Consider the following 20,104-nt stretch of genomic DNA (forward strand, 5'->3'; position numbering starts at 1 on the left):
GCGCCGGTTAGAACGTGACATCGATGTCAACCGCCACCGCCCAGGAGGAGCAGGTCGATGCGCAGGAAATTTGGTATATCAACTCGTCTGGCCGCCGGAGTACTCGCGGTCACCGTCCTCGGGTCGCTGAGCATGACCACGGCCGACGCGGGAGCCGACCCGAACGCAACTCGAGCGCGGGCGTCGTACGACGCGATCAACAAGTACTTCGATGCCGGCAAGGGTGGATTGCTGCTGGAGGAGTACCCGAACACGCAGTCCAATCCGTACTCGTACGTCTGGCCGTATTCGCAGGCGGCGATCGCGGCCGAGGACCTGGCCGGGGTGCCCGGCGCGGGGCACAAGGGCTCGGCTGAGGCCGATCGGCGGCTCGCGGCGTACGAGTTCTACTGGAATGCCGGTACGACGCCGACCGGGTACGACTCGTACGTGCGGCCGCCGAACGGCCAAGGTGGGGACAAGTTCTACGACGACAACGAGTGGATCGGGCTGAACCTGATCCAGCGGTACAAGCGGACTGGTGACCGCGCTGCACTCGCCCGCGCGAAGGACATCTTCGCGCTCGTCGTCCATGGTTGGGACACGGATCCGTCGCATCCGTGCGCCGGCGGCGTTTTCTGGACCCAGGCGCCGTGGAGCCAGGATCGCAACACGGTGTCGAACGGGCCGGGTGCTGAGCTCGGCGCGCATCTGTACCTGCTGACCCGGGACAAGTCGTACCTGACGTGGGCGCAGCGGATGTACACGTGGGCGCAGACCTGCATGCTCGCCCCGAACGGCCTGTACTGGGACCACATCGACCTGGCCGGCAACGTCGAGAAGACCCAGTGGAGCTACAACCAGGGCGTGATGCTCGGCGCCGGGGTTTTGTTGTTCAAGGCAACCGGTAACCCGAAGTACCTGCGGGACGCGAAGTCGGTGGCGTCGGCGTCGCTGGCGTTCTACAACACGCCCGAGATCCTCGCGAAACAAGGCGCCGCGTTCAACTCGATCTGGTTCAAGAACCTGTTGATCCTGGACTCGGTGGCTCCGGACTCCCGCTACCGCAAGGCAATGCAGTCCTACGCCACCGACAACTGGACCACCACCCGAGACCCCGCCACCAACCTCTACCACTTCGACGAAGGCCCAGTCGAACTGCTACAACAATCCGGCATAACCCAAATCCACGCCCTCCTCGCCTGGCCTCGCTCGCGCTACCACCTGCTCGCCTGAGTGCTAACAAACACCGCGCCGCCCGCCTCCTCCAGGAGACGGGCGGCGCGGTTCTTTTACTTAAGCTGCTGCGGTTGCCGTCTTGATCTCCACCGGCGTGATCGGCGTACCGTCCTGCGGCCCGTTCTGCGGCGTAACCCCCGCCTCCGCCACCTTGTCGATCAGCTTCGCGCTCGCCTCGTCGATCGTCCCGAACGCCGTGTACTGCGGCGTCAGCCCCGACGCATCGCCGTACACGATGAAGAACTGACTCCCGTTCGTATTGGCCCCGGAGTTAGCCATCGCCAGCACCCCACGCCCGTACTTCAGCGTCGGATACACCTCATCCGCGAAGCTGTACCCCGGCCCACCCGACCCGCTCCCGGTCGGATCCCCACACTGCAGCACCTGCAGCCCTTCGCCGACAGTCAGCCGATGACACTTGGTGTTGTCGAAGTACTTCTGTCCGACCAGGCTCAGGAAGTTCTTCACCGTGCACGGCGCCAGCGCACTGTCCAGCGTGAGCTGCAGATCCCCGATCGACGTGTCCAGGCTGACCTTCGACGTACCCGACGCCTTGGTCTTCCCGTCGGCCGGCGGGTTCACCTTCTTGCTGGCCGGCTCGGCGCTCTTCTTGTACGTGCAGTTCACCTCGGCCGCCAGCGGCGTCGCCCGCTTCGGCGCGGGCGCCATCGCGGTCGGAATACTCGCCGGCTTGTTGTCCGGCCCCGCCGACGCCTGATCACCCGACGCAGCCGCCGGCTTGTCGTCACCACCCACCCCGAACACCACGAAGACCCCGACGATGACCACGACCACCGTCGCCACGGAGGCGATCGTGACCGCCAGATTCCGCCGCTGCCGCCGCCGCTCAACCTCCCGCTCGGCCAGCCGCTTCGCCTTCCGCGCCGCCAACTGCTGCTGATGGGTCTTCTTGGACATGCAGTAACCCTCCTCACCGGAATGCCTGCACGGGAACCTACAGCGAAAACCTGAGAACTGTCTGTCAATCCACAAACAACACCAAATCGACACCCCCTAACGGACACCGCTCCGCGGCGGCGGTTCTGTTGCCGCCTTCGGCGGGTGCGGGTCGTGGTGGGGGCGAGTGTGGTTGGCGCGGATGGACGGGTGGGGTGGGGGCGTGTGAAGGACACCGCTGCGCGGCGGCGGTTCTGTTGCCGCCTTCGGCGGGGCGCGGAGTGTGGTGGGGCGACCGTGACTGGCGTTGAGGTACTTGAGCCGAGCGCGGCGATCTAGGTGGGAGTGACGGTCGACCGGCGACCGAGCGAGGATTGGAAGCGGATCAGGTAGCCGTCGGGGTCGGTGACGAGGAATTGGTTGACGCCGGTTTCTTCCTGAGGGCTGACGCGGTACCACTTGGTTTCCGGCTGCATGAAGAGCGGGTGGTCGGCGGCGGTGAGCGCGGAGAGGATCGGGGCGAGATCAGGCACGTTGATCTGGAAGTTGATCCCGCGTCCTAGCGGCCGCTCCAGCGGACCGGTGACCCAGTTCCGCCCGGCGCCTTGCTGTTCGAGCATCACGTGCGCCGACCCACGTACGACGTACGCGAACCCCTCCTCCTCGCGCTGGTATTCCACCGCGAACCCGCAAAGCCCACACCAGAACTCGAGGCTCCTCGCCACATCGCCCACCAGGAGTTCAGGCACCAGCGATGGCTCAGCAGATGAACTCACGCGCCAATGCTTTCAGACCCCGACGGACTTCCACCGGAGGCGCCCGTCGTCGATGTACGGCGACCATCCCATCGGCGGATGCGTCGGAAACGGCGTGGCGGCATGCAAGCGGCGACCGTGATCCTGCAGCGCGGGCCGATCGAGGGTGAGGGAGTCGGCCACATCGGCCAGCATCTCGGTGATGCTGAACCACTCCGGGATGGAGAACCCGCCCGACTCGTTGTCGAACGTGCCGACGCATCCGTGATGCTCACCCTCACGAAGGTCGACGAACAGGAGGCAGTCGGTCCCCGCGTCGCCGATCGGCAGGAACGCGTCGAGCCAGTCGAACGAGTCGGTGCCGGCGGGATCCCGCTCGTTGGAGAGCGGCCGGTCTGGCGAGACCCTGGCCGTAATCCCGCGCAGCATCTCGCGATCGCGCAGCATCTGCTCGATCCCCATCGGGACGTAGAGGAACGGGATGAGCAGACCGAAGTTCGCCTGCCACCCGAACCCGTTGTTCAACCCAAGCCAGGCAATCAGATCGCTCGGCAGCCGGCGCCCCATCGCAGCCCGAAGCCCGGAGATCTCGGCCGGGGTCGCCGGCGGGTGAAGGTGTTCCAACCCGTGCGGCAGGCGCTCCGCGAGCCACCCGGTGATCGAACTCCACGACTGCGCCACCGAACCATTCATAACTTCCGCACTATGCCAGAGCCTCAGGTCCGTACGGTGTGAGGAGAAGGCCCGCGCATCACCTCCGGGCGGATCCGCCACCGCGCGATCGGCATCGTGGTCGACCTGCACGACCGCCGCGGTCGCCTCCATTCCCGAGCCCGTTGGTCCGCGCGGCCTCAGTCCCCACGACCGCAACCCGCCCGCCGCCGAAGGCGGCCAACAAATCAGCCGCCGCGAAGCGGTGTCCTTTGGGCGGTTGGCCCGCGGGGTTAGTCCTTGATTTCGCAGATGGGGGCGCCGGCGGAGACGGTGGCGCCTACCTCGGCGGTTAGGCCGGTTACGGTGCCGGACTTGTGGGCGTTGAGGGGTTGTTCCATCTTCATCGCCTCCAGGACGACGATCAGGTCGCCCTCGGCGACCGTGGCGCCTTCCTCGACGGCGATTTTGACGATGGTGCCCTGCATGGGGGACGTGAGGGAGTCTCCGGACGCCGCCGAGCTCTTCGTACCACCGGCCCGTCGGGACGGCTTCTTCTTCGCCCCAGCGCCAGCAGAAGCGACAGCAGCACCACCGACAGCACCTAGGCCAGCAGGAAGGACGACCTCGAGGCGCTTGCCGCCGACCTCGACGGTCACCCTCTCCCGCTCGCCCTCCTCGACCGTCTCAGCGACCGGGCCGTCGTACGGCGTGAGCTGGTTGTCGTACTCCGTCTCGATCCACCGCGTGTGCACCTTGAACCCGTCAGTCCCGACAAACGCCGGATCCGACACCACAGCCTGGTGGAACGGGATGACAGTAGGCATCCCCTCGACGACGAACTCGCGCAGCGCCCGCCGCGACCGCTCCAGCGCCTGCTGCCGATCCCGCCCGCTCACGATCAGCTTCGCAACCAGCGAGTCGAACGCCCCCGGCACCGTCTCGCCCTGGTCATACCCGCCATCGAGCCGCACTCCAGGCCCCGACGGTGCATGCCACCGCGTCAGCGTCCCCGGCGCAGGCAGGAACCCGCGCCCGCCGTCCTCAGCGTTGATCCGGAACTCGATCGAGTGCCCCGACACAACCGGGTCGTCGTACCCGAGCTCTTCACCGTCGGCGATCCGGAACATCTCCCGCACCAGATCCAGCCCAGTGACCTCTTCCGACACCGGGTGCTCGACCTGCAGCCGCGTGTTCACCTCGAGGAACGAGATCAGTCCGTCCTGCCCGACCAGGAACTCGCACGTCCCCGCGCCGACGTACCCGGCCTCGCGGAGAATCTTCTTCGACGAGTCGTAAAGCAGCGAAAGCTGCTCATCGGACAGGAACGGCGCCGGCGCCTCTTCAACCAACTTCTGGTACCGGCGCTGCAGCGAGCAGTCCCGCGTCGACACCACGACAACGTTGCCGTGGGCATCGGCCAGGCACTGGGTCTCGACGTGCCGCGGCTTGTCCAGGTACCGCTCGACGAAGCACTCGCCCCGCCCGAAAGCCGACACGGCCTCCCGGGTCGCCGACTCGAACAGCTCCGGGATCTCCTCCATGGTCCGCGCGACCTTCATCCCGCGACCACCACCGCCGTACGCCGCCTTGATCGCGATCGGCAGCCCGTACTCCTCCGCGAAGGCAACCACCTCGGAAGCATCCGCGACCGGATCCGGCGTACCGGGAACCTGCGGCGCGCCGACCTTCTCCGCGATGTGCCGCGCCTTGACCTTGTCGCCGAGCGAGTCGATCGCCGACGGCGGCGGGCCGATCCAGATCAGCCTCGCATCGACAACGGCCTGCGCAAAGTCGGCATTCTCGGCCAGGAACCCATACCCGGGATGTACGGCGTCCGCCCCCGACCGCGCCGCGACGTCCAGGATCTTGGCGATGTTCAGATAGGAGTCGGCCGGTGTCGACCCGTCCAGCGCGTACGCCTCGTCGGCGAGCCGGACGAACAGCGCGTCGCGGTCCTGGTCGGCGTACAGCGCGACGCTGCCCAGCCCGGCGTCGGCGGCGGCCCGGACGACCCGGACGGCGATCTCGCCCCGGTTGGCCACCAGCACCTTGGTGATCTGCTTGCTGTCGGACACAGCTGACTCCCTTCGGCTGGCCCGAGTCTAGGGTCAACCGGCCGTCGAAGGAGACAGGGCGTTCCTCACACCACGGCGGGTTGCCGCTCGAAGAACGACTCCAGTACGACGACAGTCTGCGTGCTGGTCACGCCGTCCACCGCGTGGAGAGCGCGCAACGTCGCCTGCAGGTCCTCGGTGGTCGTCGTCCGCACCTTCACCAGCACCGAGGCCGGTCCCGCGATGATGTGCGCCTCATCTACCGCCGGTATGTCCAGCAGCGCCTCCCGGGAATCGCCCATCCACGCGTTCGCCTCGAGCAGGACATACGCGAGTACGCCGCGGCCGAGCGCAGCCGGGTCGACCTCGATCGTCGTACGCCGGATCACGCCGGCCGCCTTCAGCTTGCGCACCCGCTCGTGGGCCGACCCCGCCGACAACCCGGCGATCTCCCCGAGCGCGGCGTACGACTGCCCGGCATCCTCCTGCAGCGCCGCCAGCAACTTGCGATCCATATCATCTATGGTCATCTGCACTCAATTCCATATCTCATTCTGTCAAACCCAAGGATAACAGGATACAGTTCAGCCATGACCATCACTCTCACCAACACCCTGCCGCGGATCCGCGCCGAGTTGGTGGTGCTCGACGAGCGTTTCGCCCGGATCGCCGGCGACGAGTACGTCGAGTGCCTGTACGACGGCGGCCGCTGGCTCGAGGGACCGGCGTACTCGGCGGCTTGGCGCTGCCTGATCTTCAGCGACATCCCGAACGACCGGATGCTCCGCTGGGACGAGGTCTCCGGCCAGGTCAGCGTGTTCCGCGAGCCGTCCGGCTACGTCAACGGCAACACCATCGACCGCACCGGCCGCCTGATCAGCTGCTCACAGGGCGATCGCCAGGTCGTCCGGACGGAGTACGACGGCAGCCGCACCGTCCTCGCGTCGCACCGCGACGGCAAGCGTCTCAACAGCCCGAACGACGTGGTCGAGCACAGCGACGGCTCGATCTGGTTCACCGACCCGCCGTACGGCATCACCTCGAACTACGAGGGCCACGCGGCCGAGCAGGAGCTCGACGGTTGCCACGTCTACCGAATCGCGCCGGACGGCGTGCTGACCGTGGTCGCCGACGACTTCATCCGCCCGAACGGGCTCGCGTTCACGCTCGACGAGCAGCAGCTGTACGTCGTCGACACCCCGGGCAAGCACATCCGGCGGTTCGAGGTCGACGGCGAGAAGCCGATCGGCGGCGAGGTGTTCGCGCCCTGCGAGGCCGGGATGTTCGACGGGATCCGGGTGGACAGCGCCGGCCGGGTCTGGGCGGCGACGCACGAGGGCGTGCACTGCTTCGACCCGGACGGCACTCTGATCGGCAAGCTGCTGCTGCCGAATGTCGTGTCGAACCTGACGTTCGGCGGTCCCAAGGGCAACCGCCTGTTCATCACCGCCACCACGTCCGTGTGGTCGTGGCTCACGACGGCTCAGCGGTAGGACTTGGAGACCCCGTCCAGCAGCCGCTCGAGGGTGTCGTACGTCGGGGTGTCCGCGACGTCGATGACGTCCTTCGCGACCGGAACCCGGTTCTGGCTGACGACGTTCGCGAACTGCGACTCGTCGGCGGTCCGGAACCCGTGCCTGGCCGCGAGCTCCTGCAGGTCGGTGTCGGTCGACAGCAGCTCGCCGAGCTTCTCGCCGTTCGCGTTCAGCGAGACCAGCGTGTGCTTGGACTGGATCGTCGGCGACGGGTACATCAGCACCATGCCCGCCTTGAGCTTGTGCTGTACGGCGGCGTCCACGAACTGCGCCTCGTAGATGTTGACCATCGGCGACTTGCCCATCCCGAGCGACAGGTAATCGTCGAACGGACCCTCGCTGGAGCTGTCGGTGTAGCCCTGGTTGACGAACAGCGGCGCGACCAGCGGCAGCACCTTCTTCTCGTCCGCCGCGCTCTGCACCACATTGTTGTGGTTGGCAACATAACTGACGATCGACAGGAACATCGCCGCCGAGTTCGAGGTGCGCGGGTCGGTGGTGGTGACGAGGATCTTCTTGTTCACCGGGTACGTCGTGTTGCCGCGGATGTTGGTCCAGCGCCAGCCGGCCTTGGCGAGGTCGGCGTACTTGCGGACGTCGAAGTACCAGATGCCGTTGACCTGCCTGGCGATCCCGGTCGCGGACAGCAGGTCGACGATCGGCTGGAACGTCGCGATCGCCATCGGCGACGAGAACACGGCGTACTTCTTACCGTTCACGGTCGGGCGCCCGGGCGCCGGCTGCAGGATCTTCTCCGCGGCGACCGTGCTGGACGGGAACGCGAAGTCGTACTTGCTCAGGTCGACCGAGGTGGCGATCTCGCGCGACCCGGCGGTGTCGACCTTCACGTCGAACCCGTGCTTGGCCAGCGCCGCCTTCACGTCAGGATCCTCGAAGAAGGCGCGCTTCTCCGAGCCGATCACGCCGCTGACGGTGATGACGCCGGACGTCTGGGCCTGTACGTCGCCGCCGCCGCGGACGATCACGACCGTGACGATGGTGGCGACGACGAGTACGCCGGCGATCCCTGCCGGGAGCGCGACGCCGCGGGTCTTGAACCGGCGGAACGGGCTGCCGGCGCCGGCCGCGGGCTCCGGGGCCGGGGTGGTGGTCGATGCCGGTCTGGTCCACCTGGCCAGGCGGTCGTCGGGCTCGGGCTGCGGGGTGAGTTCCTGGCGGACCATGCGTTCGACCAGGATCGGGACGTAGTCGCGGACGCGGTCCCCTTCGAACTGCCGGCGGGCGGCCGCCACGGCGGTCTCGATGTCTTCGGGAGTATGGATGTCGGCGAAGCTGTCGGTGAGACGGCGGGTGAGGTTCTCGATCGCCTTTTCTTCGCGAACGGTGTCGAGCGTCAAAGGATGTCTCCACATCACGGTGTCTGACTCCGGCGCCGTGCTCTGCGCCCCCGTTCGGCGCCACGCATATCCTTCCGGTCGAGAGGTCCAACCGACGGGGTTCACATAGGGTGGAGCGATGACGGGAATTCTCGAGCCGTTGGCAGGGACCGCACCGGCGGTCTGGGAGAAGCTGGACGACCGGTTCGCCGGGATCCGCGGGGACAACAAGCTCGAGCGGCTGTGGACCGGCGGACGCTGGGTCGAGGGGCCGGTGTACTCCGCCGCGGGCCGGTACCTGCTCTGGAGCGACATCCCGAACGACCGCATCCTGCGCTGGGACGAGACGTCGTACCAGGTCTCCGTCTTCCGCCACCCGGCCGGCAACACCAACGGCCACACCCGCGACACCGAGGGCCGGCTGATCAGCTGCGAGCACGGCAACCGGCGGGTGACCCGGACCGAGCACCACGGCGGCATCACGGTGCTTGCCCACGAGTACGACGGGAAGCGGCTGAACAGCCCGAACGACGTCGTCGTCAAGCGGGACGGATCGATCTGGTTCACGGATCCGGCGTACGGGATCGACAGCGACTACGAGGGCTACAAGGGCGAGGTCGAGACCGGCGGGTGCCACGTGTACCGCGTCGGGACGGACGGTGCGCTGACCCGCGTCGCCGACGACTTCAACCGGCCGAACGGGATCGCGTTCTCGCCCGACGAGTCGTTGCTCTACATCTCCGACTCGGAGGAGGGCACGATGCGCGTCTTCACCGTCGACGGCGACAAGCTCTCCGGCGGCGAACTGTTCGCCGAGTGCGGCAACGGCATCTTCGACGGCTTCCGCCTCGACACCCAGGGCCGCATCTGGACCTCTGCCGCCGACGGCGTCCACATCTACCACCCCGACGGCACCCTCCTCGGCAAACTCCTCGTCCCCGAAACCGTCAGCAACCTCACCTGGGGCGGCCCCAAACGCAACCGCCTCTTCATCACCGCGACAACTTCCGTCTACTCCCTCCTCACCACCGCCAACGGCGCCCCGGAGGCCTACGGCCCTCGGGTCTAATTCGTTCGCCTCGGTGGTGGGCGGTGGGTCATGATGGCCTGCTGACCTGATCGAGGAGGAACTGTGGAGCTGGTCGGCGTGCCGGAGCATCTGCGGGTGCTTGCGGAGAGTGTCGTGGCGGAGGCGGAGAAAGATCCGCGGGTGGTTGCGGTGATCGCCGGGGGATCGGTTGCCTCGGGCACTAGTGATGAGTATTCGGATCTGGATCTTGTGATCGTGTGTACAGCGGAGGGCCAGCCGGAGCTGCTCGCCGGGGCGGAGGAGTTTGCGGGGCGGGTCGGGCCGCTGCTGGCTGCGTTCACCGGGGAGCATGTGGGTGAGCCGCGGTTGTTGATTGCGTTGTTCGGGTCGCCGTTGGCGCATGTCGATCTGAAGTTCGTGACGCCGGACGGGCTGCGGGAGCGGGTCGAGGACGGGGTGGTGCTGTGGCAGCGGGACGACACCGTCGACAGGGTTCGCAAGGAGTCCGTGGCGGAGTGGCCGCAGCCGGATGCGCAGTGGATCGAGGACCGGTTCTGGGTCTGGGCGCACTACGTCGCGGTGAAGATCGCGCGTGGTGAGCTGTTCGAGGCGATCGACGCGCTGGGGATGATCCGCGCGGCCGCGATCGCGCCGTTGGCCGGGATCGGGCGGACGACGCGGCCGGCCGGCGTACGGCGGTTGGAGACCCTTGCGCCGGAGCTCGTGCCCGCGTTGAAGGAGACCGTCGCGACCGCCGACGCTGCCGACTGCCTGCGCGCACTGAAGGCGTCCGTCGACGTGTACCGCACAGTGCGGGAGCGCGTGCAGGTGGTACGACGTACCGCAGCCGAGGAAGCCGTCGTCGACTTCCTCGGCTGACGGATCCGCCTACAGCTTCTTGACCTGGTCGATGATCGTGAAGACGGCCAGGAAGCCGAAGGCCAGGAATGAGAAGGCGAGTACGGCGGCGCGCCAGGTGGTGATGCGGATCGCGTGCGGGAGGGCGCGCGAGTTCATCCACCAGAGCAGACCGGAGTACACGAACATCATCGTGCCGGCGGTGCAGGCCGAGATGACCAGCAGCACCAGCGGCTGGGTCAGGCCGGCCAGCAGGACGATGATGCCGAAGGCAACGAGTCCCCAGACCAGCCAGAAGTACAGCTTGGACTCGGTGATCTTCGATTCGCGCAGGTAGCGGGCCTTGATCATGTCGGACGACAGCCGCGACGTGTAGTCGACGATGCCGGCCGCCGCGGCGAACAGCGAGAACGCGCCGATCGCCCAGAACAGGTACCCGAACCAGTCGCCGACGAGCGTCTGCAGCGTCGTACCCTCGATCTTCAGGAAGCCGATGTTGTTCTTGACGTCCGGATTCCCGAACAGGGTGGCGTGGGCAAGCATCGACGTGAACACGATCGTGACCACGGTGATCGCCACGAACGTCGCGGCCTGCTCGATGTTCGCGAACTTCCACCAGCGCCGCCAGCGGGCCAGGTTCGCGTCGTCCGGTGTGAACGTGTACCCGTTGGCGGTCGGGTCGGCCTCGGTCTCGCCCGTCACCGGCGACGTCAGCCGCGGCACGTGCGCGCCCTGGCCGAAGCCTTTGTCGCGGATCCAGTTGCTCTGGACAAGGTTCTGGCCGCCGCCCGCACCGGCGTACGCGATCGCACCCATCACCAGCGCGAACCCGAGCTCGTCGGCCGGGAACTGCGGATGCGTGACCGCGTCGCCGAGCGCGCCGTACGTCTTCGCGCGGATCGCGAACACCAGCGCGAGGATCACCAGCAGCGCGACGGCGGCGATCTTCACCGCGATCAGTCGCTCCAGCATCACGTAGACGACCGGCGCGAACGTCAGGATCGCCCCGATCAGCAGCAGCATCCCGATCGCGATCCAGCGTGGGTCACCGGCGCCGAAAAGATACGTCAGCATCGAAGCCGAGCTGGTCGCCCATCCGGGCCAGAGGTTCGCGAAGTACGTCATGATCGCGAAGAACAGGCCCCAGTGCTTCCCGTACCGGTTGAAGCCGGTCAACGCTGTCTCACCAGTTGCCAGCGTGTACCGCTCGATCTCCATGTTCAGGAACCACTGGATCACCACGCCGACGACGGCGCCCCAGAGGAACACCAGGCCGACCTGGCTGGAGATGTACGGCCAGAGGATGAACTCACCCGAGGCCAGTCCCACGCCGGCGCCGACCATGCCGGGGCCGATGATCTTCCAGGTCTTCGTGGGCGGCTCGGGAAGGTCGCGAACTTGCGGTGCGGGCAGATTCTTGGTCGGTAGTGCGAATCGTCCGTGGTCAGTCGATGTGGTGTCTGCCATCAGGCTCCTCACTCTCCTCGACCCCTGCCTCGGAGGGTAACGAATACTGTCGACAACGGCGACCCGACACAGCCGGATGGCAGACTGACCGGCATGGGTGGGGTGACTGTTCTGACCGCGTCGTACGCCGGTGCCGCCAGCGCGCCCGCCTACGCACGCCTGGCCGGGCTGGCCGCAGAGCTGCCGGGGGAGCTGCTGGTACGACGCGACGCCGGCTGGCCCGTTCTCGTGTACGACGACGTCGCGGAGGCAATCGCTGCCGCCGCTGACCTGCGCGAGGCGGCGTCGTTGGTGCCAGCGGGGGAGCTGCTCCGGATCGCCCTGCACGCTGCGCCAACCGTGGCTCCGGCCGTCCGGCACGCCGAGCAGTTGCTGGCGATCGCCAATCCCGGGCAGACGTTGCTCACGGCAACAACAGTCGCCGGTCTCGCAGACGCCTTCACCGATCTCGGCGTACACCGCCTGCGTGACCTCGGTTCGGCCGAGCGGATCCTCGAGCTGACCGCGACGACCGAGCCGTTGCGCTCGCTCGACCAGGTACCGAACAACCTTCCGGTGATGTTCACCAGCTTCGTCGGCCGGCAGACCCAGGTAGCAGCCCTCCGCACGCAACTCTCCGGCAACCGACTCGTCACGCTGACCGGCCCAGGTGGCAGCGGCAAGACGCGACTCGCGGCGCAGACCGCAGCACAGTTGGCCGAGCGCTGGCCGGACGGCGTCTGGTGGGTCGACCTGTCCGCGCTCACCGACGCCGGACAGATCCCGGAGGCCGTCGCGGCGGCGATCGGTCTGCTGGTTGAGTCCGGCGACCGGCTGCTGCTCGGTCAGTTGCGGACCAAGCGAGCGCTGATCTGCTTGGACAACTGCGAGCACATCATCGACGGGGTGGCGGACTTCGTCCTCGCGCTCCACACCGGCTGCCCGGAGATCTCCGTACTGGCGACGAGCCGTGAGCCGCTGGATCTGGCGGGAGAAGCAGTCTGGCGCGTGCCCGCGCTGGCTCCGGACGAAGCGCGGGCGTTGTTCGTCGAGCGGGCCGGCACGGAGTTTCCTGAGTCGGAGCAGGCAATACGTTCCATCTGCCTCCGGCTCGACGGCATCCCGTTGGCGTTGGAACTGGCGGCCGCTCGAGTCCGCACTCTCACACCCGAGCAGATCGAAGCGGGTCTGAGTGACCGGTTCGGGCTGCTGACGAAGAACGTTCGTGGGGTTGCGGCGCGGCAGCAGACTCTCGCCGCGTCGATCGGGTGGAGCTACGAGTTGCTCTCGCCTGAAGAGCGGGAGGTGTTCCAGCGGCTGGCGGTCTTCGCGGGTGGCTTCACGTTGGACGCAGCGGCCGCGGTGTGCGACGTCGTACTCGAGGATTTTGCGCGGCTTGTCGACAAATCGCTCGTGGTGGCGGAGGGCGGGCGGTACCGCCTGCTGGAGACGATCCGCGAGTACGCCGCCGCGCGCCTCGCCGAGGCCGGCGAGACGGACCGGACCCGGTCACGTCACCTTGACCACTATCTGACCGTCGCGGAGACCGCCGAACCCTTGCTGGACGTAGATCGCGAGGCTTGGCGGGCGCGGATCGAGCCCGATCGGGAGAACTATCGGGCCGCCCTCGAGTACGGCTTGCATGCGGACGATCCGGAACGCGGCCGTCGACTGGCCGCGGCCCTGCGCTGGTTGTGGAATCTGCAGGCGACGGGCAATGAGGGCATCGGCTACCTGCGCCGCGCGATCGAGCGCGCGCCGGACGACCGGTCGTTGCTCCAGGCCCGTTTGCTGTACGGGTATGCGACGGTCGCCGACACTGTCGATCCGTTCGGGTACGACGCGGCGGGTCGCGGGCTCGCGCTCGCCACCGAGCTGGGAGACGATCGGCTGCGATCGCTTTTCCTTGCGCTGGTGGCGGTCGGCGAGTTCTTCACAGACTTCCAGAAGGCGTGGGATCTGACCGCCGAGGGAGTGCGGCTGGCAGGGGACAACGAGCCGGCGCGGAACGCGAACATCGCCTTGCAGTGCGTCCTGCTGTCCTTGTGGGACCGGCACGACGAACTGCGGCCGCTGCTGGAGCGCGCCGTCGACGGTCTGATCAGCAGCGGCGAACGCGGGATCGCGACGACCGTGCTGACAGTGTGGGCGGAGAGCCTGATGTCGACCGGCGAGCCTTCGAAGGCCGTCGAGGTCGCGGAGCGCGCCCTCGCTGCCGCTGAACCGCTCGGCGACTTCCACCGGGTCGGGGCCGCGCGTGGACAGTTGGCGACGCTGCTCGTGCGGACCGGTCGGCTCAACGAAGCGCGTGAGCTGATGCGGCCGTTGCTCGAACTGGCCGAGACCGCGGGCGCCGTCGTATCGAACCTCGGGCAGGTGATGGGGCTGATCTCCTACTGGAGCGGGGAGTACGACGCTGCGGTTGAGTGGGTCGCCCGCGAGACCGCGGCCGACGGTCCGCTGGCGGAGACGTTCGTACCCGCCATGCTGTTGCCGAGTGTTGCGGCTGCGATGCGTGCCGGCGGTCGGGATCCGGGCGAGGTGCTCGAACGTGCCGTCGTCCTGGCCCGCCGCTACAACCTGCCGCGGATCCTCGCCGATGCGCTCGACCAGCTCGGCCGCATCGCGATGGTTGCGCAGCCGGACAAGGCGGCCGACCTGCTGCACCAGGCGTTGACGATTCGGGTCGACCACGGGCTGCGTACGTACGTCATCGACAGCCTGGAATCCCTTGCCCTGCTGGCAAACCACACCAACCGCCCCGCCGATGCCGCGCGCCTGGCCGCCGCCGCGGCCGCCGCCCGTACGGACCTCGGCCTGGCCACGCCACCGGACCACCCGGACCTGCCGACCTCGGATGAGCCGCCGCTGCCATTGGACGAGGCCGTCGCCTACGCCCGCCGTACCCGCGGAGCCCGCGGCCGCCCGTCCTCCGGCTGGGCCAGCCTCACGCCCACCGAACAACAGGTCGTCGACCTCGCCGTCGAAGGCCTCAGCAACCCCGAGATCGGCGAACGGCTCTTCATGAGCCGCGGCACGGTCAAGACTCACCTGGCCCACGTGTACGCCAAACTCGGCGTCGCCAACCGAACCGAACTGGCGTCCCTCAAGAAGACCTGAGCATCTCCAACGCCTTGCCGATCCGCCGCTGACGGGTCTCCGGCTTCTTGGCGTCGTTGATCGCCTGCACATGCTCCCGCCGATGACTGTAGGCAAGCTTGTCGAACGCCTCCCGCAAACCCGCCTCCGTCAGCGCCGCCGCAAGGTCATCCGGCACGTCAACAGTCCGCTCAGCCGTATCCCGCTCCACCGTCACGGTCACCGCGTCGCCGTCCCCCTTACCCAACTCACTCCGGATCCCCTTGAGAATCCCGAGCGCCATGCACCCACCCATGGAGGCAATCGACCCGCGATACTCCACCCCGTCAAACGTCGCCTGCACGGGAATCCGCCCACCCCCACCCAGCGCCGCAACCACCTCGCCCGGCACCTCAACCCACGCCCCACCCCCGTCGTTGACCAGGATCGTCCCCTCAAAGGTCTCCATACCGCCACGTTACAAAGCGCGCTTGACGGGGTCGACCCGGTGTGTGCCGGTGGGGTTGACCCGGAAGGTGAAGCCGTGGGGTGTGGTCCATTCCAGAGTTTTGGTGTCGACGCGGCGGACGTTCCAGCCTGGGGCGTGGGTTTTGACCCGGTGGGCGTAGCGGCTGAGCGGGGCGAGGTTGCGTGTGCTGGTTTGGCCGGCTGGGCCGTACGGGTCGTAGGGCTGGATGTGGTCGAGGTCGATGGCGCGATGGGTTTCGCGGGTGCCGTAGGGGAACAGTTCGACGGGGTAGGTGAGTCGGACGTGTTCGCGGATCCGGGTGGGGATCTCGTAGGCGTCGGCGCTGACGGAGTCGTTGAGGTCGATCACGGGTTTGACGACGTATGGCTCGTGGCCGACGAGCTCGGTGAGTTGGTCGGCGAGCAGCGGGCCGATTCCCTCGGCGCGCAGCACACCGTTGCCGGTGGCGAGGGTGTGGTCGGTCAGGTGGACGAAGATCTCGGTGTGCCCGGGACGCACCTGTCCTGCCGAGGTCGTGGGGTTGGTGTAGGCCGCCTGTTTGATCTCGGCCAGGCGAGCGTCGAGTGCCCGTTGGGCCGCGAGGTCCATCGGGAGCCCTGGATCGGGTTGTGTCCGTGGACCAGGTACGTAGCTCATGGCCCGACTGTCGAAGGGGTCAGCCGGCAGATCGGGTTCAGGTGGCTCGGAGCTGTGAAGGAAGGGGTCGTCGGGCGGCTCGAGTGGATCGCCTGACGGAGAAGTCTCGCTGTGGTCCGATCCGTCACTGGTCCCGTCGCTGGCGCTGGCGCCGGCCGTCCCGTTGAGGGAGTCACCGACGGCTCCATGAGCGGCTCCACGGCCGGACGCCTCATCCACCCGCAGTAGGCGATGGGCGGGGCCGCAGTCGTCGGTCGGGTTGGCCTCGTTTGTGTTCGGGGTGTCGTGTTGCGGGGTTGGCGGGCGCGTCGCAGTACCGCGTCGGTCGGTGGTCGGAGAGGAAACCGCCACCTCACCTGGGACGGTGGCATCTGTCGGGCGTGCGGGGGCTGGGTGGTTGCGGGCTTGGGTCAGGAGTTCTTGGGTGTAGCGGGGGTCGGCGATGATGCCGATGGCGTCGGCGCGGCGGTGTTGGAGGTGGCGGGTGTCGCCGAAGGTCTGGAGGGCGTCGGCGATCGCGGCGATGGTCGCGTCGTGCCGGATTACTGCGGCGGCGGGAGCCTTGGCGAACAGGGTTTTGTTGCCGTGGTCGTCGCTGCGGCCGACGAAGACGCCGCGCTCGTCTGCTGCCTCGGCGGCTTCGGCGCGGGCCAGTTCGGGATCGGCGTGGCGTTTGGCGGCACGGATGATCTTCTCCAGCCGGTACGGCGTGATCGAGTCGATCAGCGGCGCGATGCGTTGGTCGACGTACGTGGCGGCTTCCTCGGAGAGTTTCACGCACGCGGACGCGAGCTGGCGCGCCTTCCACGGGGTGGCGTCACCGGCCAATACGCGTGCCCAGGTGAACGGGAACCGGTGCCGTAGCGCCAACGCCTCACCGATGAACCGCGCGGCCACCATCGGCGAGATCCCGAGCACGACCCCGAACTCGGCGACCGCGAACTCCGCGATCTCCGGGCAGCCTTCACCACCCAGCACCACGGCCCGCTCCCGCCCGTCACAGGACCGGCGACCAGGCCGGACGCCACAGGTGGACGGGTGGAACCTGTCGGCATAGATCTGCGCATGCTCCAGCAGCCGCGCGTCGGCCCGGTTCGCCGCCAAACGATGCTCAACGGCCGACTCCAACAGGTCGGCCGTCGCGAGCTCACTCAGATCAGTGTCGAACATGTGTTCGATTCTATCTGCGAGATCCAGAGTCGGCAAATCGATGATGCTCGAAAGCCCTTATTTGTAAGACGAACGCGGCATCGCGATCACAGGCGACGAGTATCAATGACCGCATGTCGGATTGACCCGACGCGGCGCGGGCCTGGAGCGTCGGAGAGCAGGTGTAGCACCTTCTAGTCGCGTGCGATGTACCGGGCGGGGGTTTGACATGCGATTCATCACCGGGACGGCGGTGCTTGCCCTGATCATCACCGGCTGCGGCTCTACGCCGCCCGCAGCTAACGAGACACCGGCCACGACTTCGGCCGCCAGCTCGTCACCGCCGTCTGCGCAGCGGTATCAGACGGTCGCTGCATTGAAGGATGCCGCGGTGGCGGCAGGCCTGCCGTGTTCGACTTGGACTCAGGACAACGTTGTGCAGACGGCCGCGGAGTCGGGGAACTGCACAGAGGACACCGTGTTGTCGACGTACGCCACGGATGGCGATCTGCAGTCGGCGATCGACACTCTGCGGGATCTGAATGAGCTGATGACCGAGCAGAAACTCACGCCGGACCCGATCTTGATCGGGCCGAACTGGATCATCAATGGGCCTACGGCAGACAACGTTGCCGTGCAGTTAGGCGGCACGGTCGAGAGGTGACGCATCCGTCGCAACGAAGGCAACCTTCGCGTTTCTCTCTCCTCTTTGTTTTGTCTTCTTCCTACTTCCCCTTCGCCAGTTTGCTGGGCCACCAGACTCGGGGGCCGATGTCGTGGGCCAGGGAGGGGACCAGGAGGGAGCGGACGACTGTGGTGTCGAGGAGGACGCCGAAGGCGACCATGAAGGCTATTTGGGCCAGGAAGAGGATGGGGAGGACGGCGAGGGCGGAGAAGGTGGCGGCCAGGACCACGCCGGCTGAGGTGATGACGCCGCCGGTGACGGCCAGGCCTATCAGGATGCCGGGTCTGGTGCCGTGTTCCTGGGATTCCTCGCGGACGCGGGTCATCAGGAAGATCGAGTAGTCGATGCCTAGGGCAACCAGGAAGACGAAGGCGTAGAGCGGGATCCCGGGGTCGGCGCCGGGGAACTTGAAGACGTGGTTGAACATCAGCGCGCTCACCCCGAGCGTCGCGCCGAACGACAACACGTTCGCGATCACCAGCAGTACGGCGGCGACGAGCGACCGCAGCAACAGCATCAGTACGACGAAGATCACCGCGAGGATCGTCGGGATGATCACCTTCAAATCTCGTTGCGCGGCGTCGAGTACGTCGAGGTTGATCGCGGTGTTGCCGCCGACCAGGATGTCCGGACTGACCGCGTCCAGCGAAGATCGCAGGTGCTTCACGACCTTCGTCGCCTCCGGTGAATCCGCCGGCACCTTGAGAGTCGCCTGGACCAGCACCTTCCCGTCGACGACCTTCGGCGGTACGCCGGGAGCGACCGAGGCGGATGCCGCGCCGATACCGTCGACCTTCAGCGCGGTCTGGACCACCTGATCCGCCTGCGCGACCGGCGTGAGGATCTGCACCGGCGTACCGGCGCCTGCGTCGAAGTGCTTGCCCAGTTCCTGCTGTCCGGTGACGGACTCGACCTTGTTCAGGAACAGATCCTCCTGCGAGGTCCCGCTCGCCTTGAACGTCGGCAGGAACGCCGCACACGCCAGCAACCCCAGCGCGCTGATCACCCAGACCCGGCGGGAGTGCCGGCCGACGAGCCCGGAGATACGGCCCCAGAGGCGTTTTCCGCCGACCTGGTCACGCGAGTGGACGTGGTCGACGCGCGGGATCGACGGCCAGAAGATCCGCCGGCCGAACGCGAGCAGGATCGCGGGCAGGAACGTCATCGCCGCGATGAACGCGCCGGCGATCCCGAAGGCGCCGACCGGGCCGAGACCCTTCGTACTGCCGAGCTGGGAGAGCAGCAGGCAGAGCAGACCGAGGATGACTGTCGCCGCGCTGGCCGCGATCGGTTCGATCGACGCCCGCCACGCGACCCGCATCGCCTCGAACTTGCTCTCGTAGTCGTGCAACTCCTCTTTGTAACGAGAGACGAGCAGCAGCGAGTAGTCGGTCGAGGCTCCGACGACCAGGATGAACAGGATCCCCTGGCTCTGACCATTCAGCTGCAGTACGCCGTTCTTCGCCAGCGGATACACCACCAACGCGGCGAGTGCGAGGCCGAACACCGCGGTCAACAGGACGGCGATCGGCAGGATCGGGCTGCGGTACACGATCAGCAGGATCACGAACACGACCGCCAGCGCGACCCCGAGCAGGATCCCGTCGATCCCGCTGAACGCGACGACGAAGTCCGCGAACACGCCGCCCGGACCGGTGACGTACACCTGCAGACCGGTCGGTGTGAGGTTCTGCTTGATGTCGTTCCGCAGCGTGTCGGCGACCGCGAAGAGCACAGTGGTGCCCTGCTTGACCACCTCGTCCGCGCGGTCGCCGTTCGTCTGGACGGTGATCAGCAGCGCCTGGTGATCCTCCGACGGGATCGGGGCCGCGACCGGAGCGGTCAGGTACGAACCCAGCTTCTTCCCGTCGCCGATGTCGAGGCCGGGTATCCGGGCGATGAAGGCCTTGGCCGCCTCCAGGTCCGCCGGGGTGATACCGGATTCACGCTCGATCAGCACGAAGTACGGCAGGGCCTTGGAGTCGACGAACTTCGCCGACTCGTTGGCCACCAACGTCGACTCGGCCTGCTTCGGGAGGAAGTTTGCGTTGTCGTTCTGCTGGACCTCGCTCAGTTTCCCCACCGCCGGGCCGCCCAGGGCGCCCAGCACCAGCCAGCCGATCAGTACTGCGGCAATGGCCGCCCGCCACGTCCATCGGTTCACGCTGGGCAGAGTACCTGCGACCTCTCACCACCCGGCAATGGGTGTGCGGGAGCCGTTTCGGCGGCGTAACAACAAGATGACTACGCGGAAACACCCCGGTCATAACGTCCAGGCCTAA

The 20,104-nt window shown here is 67.3% G+C and carries 16 protein-coding genes; 6 read left to right on the forward strand and 10 right to left on the reverse strand.

Going from position 1 to position 20,104, the window contains the following annotated elements; translation table 11 throughout:
- The first annotated feature begins 57 nt into the window (after window positions 1-57).
- On the forward strand, window positions 58-1,215 hold the full coding sequence (locus FDA38_RS04920; RefSeq protein WP_137252854.1) for a glycoside hydrolase family 76 protein: 1,158 nt from the start codon (window positions 58-60) through the stop codon (window positions 1,213-1,215).
- A 60-nt stretch (window positions 1,216-1,275) separates the two neighbouring features.
- Here FDA38_RS04920 and FDA38_RS04925 read toward each other — a convergent pair whose 3' ends face one another.
- From FDA38_RS04925 to FDA38_RS04945, 5 genes are all read right to left on the reverse strand, one after another.
- Window positions 1,276-2,136, reverse strand: coding sequence for a peptidylprolyl isomerase (locus tag FDA38_RS04925; RefSeq protein WP_137252855.1), 861 nt, complete (start codon window positions 2,134-2,136; stop codon window positions 1,276-1,278).
- Window positions 2,137-2,450: 314 nt separating this feature from the next.
- Window positions 2,451-2,891: a bleomycin resistance protein gene (locus tag FDA38_RS04930; RefSeq protein WP_137252856.1), complete on the reverse strand. Its 441-nt coding sequence runs from the start codon at window positions 2,889-2,891 to the stop codon at window positions 2,451-2,453.
- Between the two features lie 12 nt (window positions 2,892-2,903).
- Window positions 2,904-3,563, reverse strand: a complete 660-nt coding sequence (locus FDA38_RS04935) for an SMI1/KNR4 family protein (RefSeq protein ID WP_170989582.1) — start codon at window positions 3,561-3,563, stop codon at window positions 2,904-2,906.
- A gap of 251 nt (window positions 3,564-3,814) precedes the next feature.
- Entirely contained in the window at window positions 3,815-5,599 is a 1,785-nt protein-coding gene (locus tag FDA38_RS04940) for an acetyl/propionyl/methylcrotonyl-CoA carboxylase subunit alpha (protein WP_137252858.1), read from the reverse strand.
- Between the two features lie 65 nt (window positions 5,600-5,664).
- A complete protein-coding gene (locus FDA38_RS04945) occupies window positions 5,665-6,093 on the reverse strand; it encodes an Lrp/AsnC family transcriptional regulator (RefSeq protein WP_233714524.1) in 429 nt (142 codons plus the stop codon).
- A gap of 75 nt (window positions 6,094-6,168) precedes the next feature.
- Here FDA38_RS04945 and FDA38_RS04950 point away from each other — a divergent pair, with 75 nt between their 5' ends.
- Window positions 6,169-7,071, forward strand: a complete 903-nt coding sequence (locus FDA38_RS04950; protein ID WP_137252860.1) for an SMP-30/gluconolactonase/LRE family protein — start codon at window positions 6,169-6,171, stop codon at window positions 7,069-7,071.
- Here FDA38_RS04950 and FDA38_RS04955 read toward each other — a convergent pair.
- Window positions 7,062-8,471: a three-helix bundle dimerization domain-containing protein gene (locus FDA38_RS04955; protein WP_233714525.1), complete on the reverse strand. Its 1,410-nt coding sequence runs from the start codon at window positions 8,469-8,471 to the stop codon at window positions 7,062-7,064. The two genes, FDA38_RS04950 and FDA38_RS04955, sit on opposite strands and share 10 nt — an antisense overlap.
- 118 nt (window positions 8,472-8,589) lie before the next feature.
- On the opposite strand from FDA38_RS04955, the gene FDA38_RS04960 reads away from it, so the two are divergent.
- Both FDA38_RS04960 and FDA38_RS04965 read left to right on the forward strand, forming a co-directional pair.
- A complete protein-coding gene (locus tag FDA38_RS04960) occupies window positions 8,590-9,519 on the forward strand; it encodes an SMP-30/gluconolactonase/LRE family protein (protein WP_137252861.1) in 930 nt (309 codons plus the stop codon).
- A 63-nt stretch (window positions 9,520-9,582) separates the two neighbouring features.
- Complete coding sequence (locus FDA38_RS04965) at window positions 9,583-10,359, forward strand: aminoglycoside 6-adenylyltransferase (RefSeq protein WP_137252862.1); 777 nt, start codon at window positions 9,583-9,585, stop codon at window positions 10,357-10,359.
- A gap of 9 nt (window positions 10,360-10,368) precedes the next feature.
- Here the strand turns inward: FDA38_RS04965 and FDA38_RS04970 are convergent, their stop codons facing one another.
- Window positions 10,369-11,805: an Nramp family divalent metal transporter gene (locus tag FDA38_RS04970; protein ID WP_137252863.1), complete on the reverse strand. Its 1,437-nt coding sequence runs from the start codon at window positions 11,803-11,805 to the stop codon at window positions 10,369-10,371.
- A 93-nt stretch (window positions 11,806-11,898) separates the two neighbouring features.
- On the opposite strand from FDA38_RS04970, the gene FDA38_RS04975 reads away from it, so the two are divergent.
- The gene (locus FDA38_RS04975; protein ID WP_137252864.1) at window positions 11,899-14,904 is read left to right on the forward strand and encodes a helix-turn-helix transcriptional regulator; all 3,006 of its coding nucleotides are present in this window, start codon (window positions 11,899-11,901) and stop codon (window positions 14,902-14,904) included.
- Here the strand turns inward: FDA38_RS04975 and FDA38_RS04980 are convergent.
- Window positions 14,891-15,331: a YdeI/OmpD-associated family protein gene (locus FDA38_RS04980; RefSeq protein ID WP_137252865.1), complete on the reverse strand. Its 441-nt coding sequence runs from the start codon at window positions 15,329-15,331 to the stop codon at window positions 14,891-14,893. The two genes, FDA38_RS04975 and FDA38_RS04980, sit on opposite strands and share 14 nt — an antisense overlap.
- Window positions 15,332-15,340: 9 nt before the next feature.
- Window positions 15,341-17,158, reverse strand: a complete 1,818-nt coding sequence (locus FDA38_RS04985; protein WP_137252866.1) for a DUF222 domain-containing protein — start codon at window positions 17,156-17,158, stop codon at window positions 15,341-15,343.
- 208 nt (window positions 17,159-17,366) lie between these two features.
- On the opposite strand from FDA38_RS04985, the gene FDA38_RS04990 reads away from it, so the two are divergent.
- Window positions 17,367-17,801, forward strand: coding sequence for a hypothetical protein (locus FDA38_RS04990; RefSeq protein WP_137252867.1), 435 nt, complete (start codon window positions 17,367-17,369; stop codon window positions 17,799-17,801).
- 61 nt (window positions 17,802-17,862) lie between these two features.
- Here the strand turns inward: FDA38_RS04990 and FDA38_RS04995 are convergent, their stop codons facing one another.
- Window positions 17,863-19,986: an MMPL family transporter gene (locus FDA38_RS04995; RefSeq protein ID WP_233714526.1), complete on the reverse strand. Its 2,124-nt coding sequence runs from the start codon at window positions 19,984-19,986 to the stop codon at window positions 17,863-17,865.
- Window positions 19,987-20,104 lie beyond the last annotated feature (118 nt).

The sequence above is a fragment of the Kribbella jiaozuonensis genome (genome assembly GCF_005233875.1).
Taxonomy (GTDB): domain Bacteria; phylum Actinomycetota; class Actinomycetes; order Propionibacteriales; family Kribbellaceae; genus Kribbella; species Kribbella jiaozuonensis.

What these genes read in the sequence shown, in the direction of transcription:
- FDA38_RS04920 (WP_137252854.1), top strand. Translation starts at nt 58, where the DNA reads ATGCGCAGGAAATTTGGTATATCAACTCGTCTGGCCGCCGGAGTACTC.
- FDA38_RS04925 (WP_137252855.1), bottom strand. Translation starts at nt 2,136, where the DNA reads ATGTCCAAGAAGACCCATCAGCAGCAGTTGGCGGCGCGGAAGGCGAAG.
- FDA38_RS04935 (WP_170989582.1), bottom strand. Translation starts at nt 3,563, where the DNA reads ATGAATGGTTCGGTGGCGCAGTCGTGGAGTTCGATCACCGGGTGGCTC.
- FDA38_RS04945 (WP_233714524.1), bottom strand. Translation starts at nt 6,093, where the DNA reads ATGGATCGCAAGTTGCTGGCGGCGCTGCAGGAGGATGCCGGGCAGTCG.
- FDA38_RS04950 (WP_137252860.1), top strand. Translation starts at nt 6,169, where the DNA reads ATGACCATCACTCTCACCAACACCCTGCCGCGGATCCGCGCCGAGTTG.
- FDA38_RS04960 (WP_137252861.1), top strand. Translation starts at nt 8,590, where the DNA reads ATGACGGGAATTCTCGAGCCGTTGGCAGGGACCGCACCGGCGGTCTGG.
- FDA38_RS04970 (WP_137252863.1), bottom strand. Translation starts at nt 11,805, where the DNA reads ATGGCAGACACCACATCGACTGACCACGGACGATTCGCACTACCGACC.
- FDA38_RS04975 (WP_137252864.1), top strand. Translation starts at nt 11,899, where the DNA reads ATGGGTGGGGTGACTGTTCTGACCGCGTCGTACGCCGGTGCCGCCAGC.
- FDA38_RS04980 (WP_137252865.1), bottom strand. Translation starts at nt 15,331, where the DNA reads ATGGAGACCTTTGAGGGGACGATCCTGGTCAACGACGGGGGTGGGGCG.
- FDA38_RS04985 (WP_137252866.1), bottom strand. Translation starts at nt 17,158, where the DNA reads ATGTTCGACACTGATCTGAGTGAGCTCGCGACGGCCGACCTGTTGGAG.
- FDA38_RS04990 (WP_137252867.1), top strand. Translation starts at nt 17,367, where the DNA reads ATGCGATTCATCACCGGGACGGCGGTGCTTGCCCTGATCATCACCGGC.